The 8,512-nt window shown below is 33.8% G+C and carries 11 protein-coding genes; 2 read left to right on the forward strand and 9 right to left on the reverse strand.

The features are described from left to right. Nucleotides 1-897: 897 nt before the first annotated feature. From H527_RS24725 to H527_RS24480, 7 genes are all read right to left on the reverse strand, one after another. Nucleotides 898-1,020 (reverse strand): hypothetical protein, encoded by a 123-nt coding sequence (locus tag H527_RS24725; protein ID WP_262891717.1) that lies wholly within the window; start codon nucleotides 1,018-1,020, stop codon nucleotides 898-900. A 5-nt stretch (nucleotides 1,021-1,025) separates the two neighbouring features. Further along, complete coding sequence (locus H527_RS24100) at nucleotides 1,026-1,187, reverse strand: hypothetical protein (RefSeq protein WP_155837945.1); 162 nt, start codon at nucleotides 1,185-1,187, stop codon at nucleotides 1,026-1,028. Between the two features lie 3 nt (nucleotides 1,188-1,190). Beyond that, the gene (locus tag H527_RS0118065) at nucleotides 1,191-2,222 is read right to left on the reverse strand and encodes a PDDEXK nuclease domain-containing protein (protein WP_027413974.1); all 1,032 of its coding nucleotides are present in this window, start codon (nucleotides 2,220-2,222) and stop codon (nucleotides 1,191-1,193) included. 144 nt (nucleotides 2,223-2,366) lie between these two features. Continuing rightward, nucleotides 2,367-2,585, reverse strand: a complete 219-nt coding sequence (locus tag H527_RS24105; RefSeq protein WP_155837946.1) for a hypothetical protein — start codon at nucleotides 2,583-2,585, stop codon at nucleotides 2,367-2,369. A gap of 35 nt (nucleotides 2,586-2,620) precedes the next feature. Beyond that, nucleotides 2,621-3,526, reverse strand: a complete 906-nt coding sequence (locus H527_RS0118075; RefSeq protein ID WP_081414643.1) for a tyrosine-type recombinase/integrase — start codon at nucleotides 3,524-3,526, stop codon at nucleotides 2,621-2,623. Then, nucleotides 3,447-4,448 carry a tyrosine-type recombinase/integrase gene (locus tag H527_RS23300; protein ID WP_051316864.1) on the reverse strand — a complete coding sequence of 334 codons (1,002 nt, stop codon included), beginning with the start codon at nucleotides 4,446-4,448 and terminating at the stop codon, nucleotides 3,447-3,449. The genes H527_RS0118075 and H527_RS23300 overlap by 80 nt, the downstream gene beginning before the upstream one ends. A 61-nt stretch (nucleotides 4,449-4,509) precedes the next feature. Next, on the reverse strand, nucleotides 4,510-6,081 hold the full coding sequence (locus tag H527_RS24480) for a hypothetical protein (RefSeq protein ID WP_051316865.1): 1,572 nt from the start codon (nucleotides 6,079-6,081) through the stop codon (nucleotides 4,510-4,512). Between the two features lie 135 nt (nucleotides 6,082-6,216). Between H527_RS24480 and H527_RS0118090 the strand changes: the two genes are divergently transcribed. Both H527_RS0118090 and H527_RS23305 read left to right on the forward strand, forming a co-directional pair. Continuing rightward, nucleotides 6,217-6,546: a helix-turn-helix domain-containing protein gene (locus H527_RS0118090; RefSeq protein WP_027413976.1), complete on the forward strand. Its 330-nt coding sequence runs from the start codon at nucleotides 6,217-6,219 to the stop codon at nucleotides 6,544-6,546. A 195-nt stretch (nucleotides 6,547-6,741) separates the two neighbouring features. Then, nucleotides 6,742-7,080 (forward strand): thermonuclease family protein, encoded by a 339-nt coding sequence (locus H527_RS23305; protein ID WP_027413977.1) that lies wholly within the window; start codon nucleotides 6,742-6,744, stop codon nucleotides 7,078-7,080. A gap of 122 nt (nucleotides 7,081-7,202) precedes the next feature. Here H527_RS23305 and H527_RS22605 read toward each other — a convergent pair whose 3' ends face one another. After that, complete coding sequence (locus tag H527_RS22605; RefSeq protein WP_035088864.1) at nucleotides 7,203-7,472, reverse strand: biotin/lipoyl-containing protein; 270 nt, start codon at nucleotides 7,470-7,472, stop codon at nucleotides 7,203-7,205. Beyond that, on the reverse strand, nucleotides 7,448-8,512 hold a 1,065-nt coding region (locus tag H527_RS0118105; RefSeq protein WP_282706432.1), incomplete at its 5' end, for an RHS repeat-associated core domain-containing protein. The genes H527_RS22605 and H527_RS0118105, both read right to left, overlap by 25 nt.

Raw genomic sequence — 8,512 nt, forward strand, 5'->3', positions numbered from 1 at the left:
AAGGGATAGTAGTCACTGCATATATTTCAGAAAAAACACTTTTTTTAACGCATACCTTGCCAACAAAACTGCTTTTTTTTATTTTTAAGAACGTATGTCTTTCGACCTTGTAAATATAGTAAAATTCCACGTTTGAAGTGTGTTTTTTGCATACGAGTAAGATCGATTAATCTTGAAGCTGAAGTGCGCAACGGCAGTTGCGGCTGGGCTTCAGCTTCAAGATTAATCATAGGCAATCTGCCGATTGAAGATACTGCGTGTACGCAAAACTGAGGCGAAGCCATAGCGGAGAGGAGCTGCCGACGTGTGGGAGGAAGATCGATAGATCCCCACACGCCACAGGTTTTTTTATCTTTTCCTCTAAAAAAATATAAAATTCAAGATTAAAAAACCTGTAGGCAGCGACCAGCGGCGTAGCCAATGTAGTAGCGGTTTTGCTTAATTCAACATACGCCGTTAGGCATCCTTATTGTTGTTAAGCAAAAAAGTAGCTACGGGTGAAAGAGGAACGTAATAAGGTCATATGTTTCTAGTGGAAGCTGACGACCGAAGGTGAGGAAGCTACAACGGTCTGGAACAATTGCTTTTTCTGCAATTGTGGAAGAAGAAAATATGACTTATGAAGTGACGAAGGAACTCCTTTGATCAGCTTATGGGCAAAAAGCCTTTTTTGGCGGTGCACCTATAATAATATTTCGACTGAAAGGAGACACTTGGTTTTTACACTATGAAAAATAAAATCCCGAACCTATTATGATTCAGGATTATGTATTGAGCCTTAATGAAGTTGTTTTTTACCCTTCTCTTAAAATTTTTTCCATCTTAGATAATATAACTTCGTCATTACAATCCAATATAAATTGTATGACTTCTAACTTTAGTTTTATCATCTCTGATTCAGTCCTTTTCATTATGGCATTTTTTAGCTGCTTCTAATATCTGTTCTAATAATATTTCATCTTCACAAGTTGCAATAAATTCTAATAATTCTGCTCTCATTTTTTCTGTTTCGTCTTCCATATTTTTTAAAACTTTTGTTTTTCTTCTTCTGTTAATGTATTCCACCATTCTGGTTGTACCATTTTCTTCCGATATACTAACATATTTTTAATCGCCTTAATGAATAACGGATCTTTGATAGTGTTTATCTCTTCTTGTATTGCTACTATTTCTTTTTTAACATCCATAGTTTACTTTTTTTTCTCTATAAATTTCTGCAAATGTTCTGCTATTTCTTCTGCTGATGGTAATAACTCTCTCATATCCTGTGGCAGTTCCTCTTTTAAAGTATAACTAGCTACTCCCATTGGACTATTCATATCTTTCAACGCATATTCTACAGTTGTACGATCTTTTCCTTTGCAAATAATAATTCCTATCGAGGGGTTTTCATCTTCTGTCTTTACTGTTTCATTTAATGCCGTTAGATAAAACTGTAATTTACCTGCATACTCAGGTTTAAATTTTGTGGTTTTTAATTCTATTGCAATTAGTGATTTTAATCTCCTATGATATAACAGAATATCAATATAAAACTCCTCTTCTCCAACTACTAATCTATGTTGATTACCTATAAAAGCAAAGTCATTCCCCATTTCCATAAGGAAGGAGCGTATGTTTTTGATCAGTTCTAACTCCATTTCTCGTTCTCCATAATCTTCGCTCATTCCTAAAAAATCAAAACTATAACTATCCTTGACTGCTAACTTTGCCTGATGTCTATATTTCTCTTCTAAAGTCTTATCAAAATTGGTTTGATTAAGTAAAAAACGCTCGTATGACCTTCCTTCTATTTGATGGATCAATACATTTTTAGTCCAACCATATTTCTTAGTCATTTGAATATAAAATTCCCGCTCTAGGTCGTCCTTACACTTCTCTAAAATTAGAATATTGTGACTCCACCCTATTTCTGCCACTAATGGTGGCAGTTTTTTGTTTTCACTATAATGTGCATAAAAACTTCGCATTCTCCATAAATTCCTACTAGAAAATCCTTTCACTCCAACGAATTCTTTCTGTAAGTCTTCGGATAAGGTTTCAACTACAGACTTTCCCCAATTATGAGTTATTTGCTTATCTACTATTGATTTACCTATCGACCAATATAATGTGATCAACTGTTTATTTACTTGCTTTAATGCTTCATATTGAGATTGGTATACTTGTTCTTTAATCTCTTCTAAAAAAGTAATGTAAGTCGTTTTGTCTATTTTACTCATACTTGCAAAGTTATTATTTTATCCTATCAGATGCTATTTATTAAGTATTCCCTGATTACGTTTTAATTAAGTTTCTTTTTTATTTATTTAAAAGCTATTTCAGTTTTTTAAAAGCTTTTAGGAGCAAGGGTGCTTATTTATTTTTTATTCTAAATCATTAAATTCTTTTTGTTGGTCAATCTCTGCTATGGCAACCAGTATTTTACTGATCCAGTACATATTGTCCTTGATGCTTCTATTGGTAGAAAAATCATCTTCCATTTGGCTCAACAAATTAAGGTTGTACAACAAAGTGTGCTGCATAAAGCGTAATTCCCCCAATTCTGTGATCGGGATTTTGATGTGTGTTTTTGGTGTTTTCATAAGATTACTGTTTTTAGTTATTATTATGGTTTTATTTATTGTAATGGGTGATACGTGTTGATGGTTTCGTGCAAGCTTTCTAGATCGTCTTGTACATATTTTTCTGTAGAACTGATGTATTTATGTCCTGCCAAGTATTGTGCTTTTCTAAGATTGTATTGTCTTAACCAACTAATAATGACACTGGTTCTAATCTGTTTTACATCCATAAAATTTTGGTTGATTTCCTTTAATTCTTTAGCTAATTTATGTACGGTATTGTGAAGTTTAAAACTCCTCCCGATGGGTAATAATAGTTGTTCTGTAGCTTTATTGGTTTCTCTTAAAATCCTGGGTCTAACTTCGTTAATGTATTCCATAAACTCCATGAGTTGGAACGGTTTTAATTCGATTTCACGGGCATTGCTCTTTTTTGTGCCTGGGATATTGATCTTGCCTTTATAGAGTTGTATGTTTTCTACTTCTAAGAGTTGTAAATCCCTTGTATTTAGTCCTTGATAGACCAATAACCCAAGGATGATTTTATTACGCTTTCTGGCTATTTCTTTGCCTTTATTTGTCGGGTAACTGTAATATAAATCTTCCAGTTCCTCGAACTCTAAAAAGTTAGTAATGATGGTTTTTTTAACGCCTTTTATGTTTAGTTCTTTGATGATATTTTGCTCCCTGTAATTTTCCTCTACCAAATAATCAAAGTAGGTTTTTAGGTTGCCTATGTAGGTTTTTAAGGTTCTTGGTTTCAGCTTTCCCTTCGGATTGCTCTGGGAATCGCCTTTTCGTAGATGTTCTATGTATTTTAAAAAGGTTTTGTAATCTATGGTTTCGGCTGTTGTTCCATAGGCTGCACACCATTTAGCAAACCTAGCAGCGCTTCTTCGGTAGGTGGGGATAGCTTTGCTGTTGTAGCCCTTTTTCTCTAGATAATGGATATATCTGTTCATTGCCTTGATCGATTAAAAAGTGAGTATATATTTGTGTGCTTTCTAAGGAAGCATGCCCTAAAAAAGTACTGATTTGTTCGATGTCTGCTCCTTGTTCTAGCAAATGGGTAGCTATACTGTGCCGTAAACTGTGCAAAGTGATGTTACGTTGTTTTAATTCTTCATTACCAGTTGCATCTATGATGCCTTCTAACCGATTGGCAAAACCCCTGCCTTGCAATCGTGTACCGCGATAACTGATAAAAAGGGCTTCGGTTTCCTTGTAATTATAAAATGCGGTACGATAATCGAACACATAGTGTTCTAATATTTTCAAGCTATGCTTGTTAATTGGTACAAAGCGTTCTTTATAATTCTTACCTTGTCGTACAAAAATTCGTTGTTTATCAAAAAGGATATCCCCGATATCCAAATGTACTACTTCGTTCCTGCGAAGTCCACAACTGTAAAAACAAGTGAGCATTGCACGATCTCGGTAACGGATACGTTCTTCTGGATTACTGTAATGTGTGGCTGCGAACAACTCTTTTATTTCTTCTTGTGTAAGTACATTTAAACTGTCTTTGTCATTCTTTTCTTCATACTTTAAATGGATATTGATCCCTTTATGGTCATGGGCTTTTAGGTATTCCCTAAATTTATATAGGGCTTGTTGCAACTTATTAAGGTGTCCTTTGGATAATGCGCCTTCCCGCCTTTGATTGGGGCGCTCTTTTAGATATTTATAATAATCAAGAACGGTTTGGGTAGTGATGCTATTTATATCGCTATGCCCGTGGTTCTCTAGGTAATTAAAAAATTCTTGCAGGTGTATCGGTAGTTTATAAACGGTACTTTCTGCATATCCCAAGATATCCAACCAATCTTTAAAAGACAGTAATAATTCTTTGTAACTGCGGTTTTCTAAGGATAAATTTTTCATTAGGTATGTGTTTTTTGGGTTTGCCTGAACTACTTAGATAATTAACTGATTTACAGATGTACTATTCGTCCATTTTAGAGATTGAACCATTGTGAACTACTTGAACTTCTAATGACTGTAATGTGGATTGTAATAGTTCTTGTATGTGCTGATTGGTAGCTTTATAATCATCATAGGTAACTACTTCATATTGATATCCTTTTCGTTTATCTCCTTTGGCTTTTCTTACTAGGTTAGCTAGTTGTAGTTGTATCATGTACCGTTTTTGATTACTCGGATTAATACGTAATACTCTGCGTATTTCTGCATTGGTAAATGTGGATTTATCTTCTTTTTGTAGATACTTTTTAAGAAGTTCAAAAAAGTTTCGGCACGCTCCATTTAGTAAATCACTTTTTCTTAATAACACTTCATTGATCAACTCATTGGCTTCTTGGATATCTTCGATTTCTGTTTCTATATATTCTTCACCTGTTTCTTCATTATAATGCCTGTGGCGCTGCCACTGTTTATAAAATGTGATGACTTCTATAAATTGTAAATAGTGACTGTTCGTTCTTCGGGGTTTAAATACAGATTGTGGTAACTCTAAAAATTCTGCATATCGATTGATAACCTTGATAGGCTTTAAAACTCTTTGACAGTTTTGGAGGCTAAGCCTCGATTGGCATTGCTCTTCTTCATTTAATTTGCCTGCACTAATCAATCGTTGATGTTTCATAATCTTTATATCCTGCTCCTCACTTTCATCGATGTATAAAAGAAAACTTCTATTACTATTATCTTCATAAATGCTTTCTTGTGTAGTACAACCTGCAACACTTACTGGTCCTTCCACCGTTAAATGGATGGTTTTTGTTGTTCCTTTTCGGTCTTTGTGAACTACCGTTTTTGTAATGCGTTTTTTAGATTGCAGTTCTCGTAGTGGATAGAGTACACTTTCTGCTCCGTCTAAATCTTCTATCAGGATTAATTTGTGTTGTAACTCTGTGCGGTTGAAGTAATAAAAAGCATTGGCAGATAATACGGTGATTTCTATTTTATCCTCTTCGGGTATTAACTCGGATACTTTGGATTGTAAATGGGTCTTGCCTACTCCGCTACTTCCTAAACTAATACAATGCAATGGATTATTGGTTTTTCTACTTGTGAATATCAAGTACATTAACAATCGGTTGGTATCTTCGCCGATTACTCCAGATTTTCCTATTAAATCATTGGTTTTTTCTAGTAGGTTTTTAGACTTTAAAAACTTGATCGCTTCTTTTTCTTCGGAAGTTGTGAGCGTTTTACTAAATGGTTTTTGTAATTCTGATTGTTGTGTGGTGAGCAAGAATCGATAGTTTTCTAAGGCTTTGGTAAGTTCTTGTAAGGTCTTTCTGATGACACTTGTACCTATTTCTAAACGTTCTGCACATTTTCTGACCAGTTTCTCACATTGGGAGTCGTTATATAAATCGATGCTTTGGCGCAGTATATTTAATACCGCTTTGGTTTTGGTAATTTTCTCAACACTCAATGTTACCCGTAGGCTCTCTAACTTATTTAACTGTAAACCGCCTAAAACGTGTACTTCTATGTCTTTGGTTACATAACTATAGTTGTTGGGATTACTTGTATCAAGATTGTTCATAACTTAACTATTATACACTTTAATGTACAAATGTAACTTTATGTGTTTAAAAAACAAATTAAAAATGTAGTTTTATACCTTAAAAAGTATTTTAACTTTGTATTTCAACACACTTTAAGTACTAATATTACAGTTATGAGTTTCGGTAAAAGGGTTTCAGAGTTAAGAAAACAACATAAAATATCACAAGAAGAACTTTCTAAAAAAATTGAAGTACATCAAAATGTAATTGGTAGATATGAACGTGAAGAAGCTAAACCATCTATAGAAGTAGCTAGTAAATTAGCTGATATATTCAATGTATCACTAGATTATCTGGTAGGGAAAACCGAACTTCTTATGGATGAAAGTATTTCTAACAGGATACTGACTATACAAAAACTACCAGATACAGACAGGGAACATATTCTTTTTACTATTGATGCTATGATTAGGGATGCTAAAGCTAGATTAGCATATTCTTAGAACTACAAAAACTACTTTCTATAATTCCTATTTACTACTATATATAATTACCATGCATTTTTAATAGCAAAAATGTAGTTTTTTTTCACAATAACCTATAATACAGTATATTAAAACGATATTTTAATACTTTTTTGAACCCTTTTTTTGACCAAATTACATTTTTATGTATAAAAATGTAGTACTTTTAATCCTATGTATACTTATGAAGCAAAGGTAATAAGGTGGGTTGATGGCGATACCCTGCTAGTAGAGATCGATTTAGGGTTTTATGTAAAAACCATACAAAAGATACGACTGGCTCGTATTGATGCACCAGAAATGAACAATACCGTGGCTTACAGAGAAAGACAAGCTAAACATGCCAGAGCAGTAGCTAAAAAGTTTTGCCCAGAAGATGCTATAATTACCATTACTACCACAAAACAAAATAAAGACCAGTACGCTAGATATATTGCAGAAGTAACCTATAACAATACTAATATATCAGATTACTTGATCTCTAAAAATGTAGCTAAAACCTACAAACCATAAAAGCTACATATTTCTAAGTAGCTTTTATATTTATTTTATTTATCACCCTTACCAAGCTGGTACGGTACCAGTTGCAAACTGGCACTAGCAATCACTCATTCTGGCACCAGCAGGGTAAATATTTAGATCCGAATATCTTGTTCCTTATCAATTGTGCATAACAAATCCCCAGTCATTACTAATTGATTCTTCTCTACATTATATTGGATTAAACCATTTATTGGAGCTTCAATTTCCATATAATAGTTTTCACTTTCTATTATTATAATTATATCTCCTTTTTTAACCTTTGAGTTCCTCAAATGACATATATCGCCTATCCGCATTGGCTCTTCCATTGCACTCGGCATTTTAATCAATTCTTTCATTATTTTTTCTTCTTGGGTTTCCATACATTTTTCCTAAAATCTTTTCCTAAAACTTTTAATTCACTAAAAAATTCGATTGCAGATTCCAAATGCTCAGGAGTTGGTAAATAATGACCACTTCCGTTTGTTATTTCAGTAATCTTACCATTCTTTATAATGGCATTTCCTGCATTTACAACTTCTTCAGCATGACCAGATAAAAAGGCATGACCATGACCAAAAAGTAAATCTCCTCCTTTTGTTATAATCCAATCAACTGGTTTACCATTACTATTTCCTAAAATATCTTTATTAAAAATCTTTCCGTCAATAATAGAAGTCGAATATCTAATAAAATTTCTTCCTGCTCCAGCTACTTGCTTAGGTAAACTAGTATTTAATTTCAAAAAGGAAGAATTCCCTTTACCTAACTTACTTAGGTTTTGTAGAGATTTTTCTAAAGCAGTTTTAATAATAGTGCCTTTACTTGAACTTTGTACTGTTAAAGCTCCAGCCGTGACGGTTCTTGCTTGACTTCCTAGACCAACAGTATTGCCTAATACTTCTACAGTATCTAAAACACCATTTATAGGATTATCATTATAAACACTAACCTGATCGTATTGATAATAAGTACCTGATGCTTTAGCTCCTGTCAATACATCTACATAATTTTGAATCTTTAATGTTACTCGTGTATACTCTGATTCTCCATTAGCTTTGGCTTTGGCTTTTCTTACTGTATTAGTAATAGCTGTCATTCCTGATTCAAAGGCAAATACTGGATTAAACCCATCAGCTGGACTTGGATCTTGAGGACTACCTATCTTTTGGTAAAACTCTAAACCTTCTAAATCAATACCATCAATAACCCTATTTTCACTAAAAGCATAAGGAGAGTTCCAAGGATAAGTAGTAGCCAACGGATCCACCGCAAAGAACCTACCCACTCTAGGATCGTGCATCCTGTATTTGTAGTTTATAGAATTACCCTCCCCTTTGATTTCATTATCCATCTCTTGACCTTGGAAGCCATAACGGTAATCCCCAGAGTTCCCATGCCTGTTAGGCAGCAGCATACCGAA

This window comes from Aquimarina muelleri DSM 19832 (assembly GCF_000430665.1).
GTDB classification, from domain to species: domain Bacteria; phylum Bacteroidota; class Bacteroidia; order Flavobacteriales; family Flavobacteriaceae; genus Aquimarina; species Aquimarina muelleri.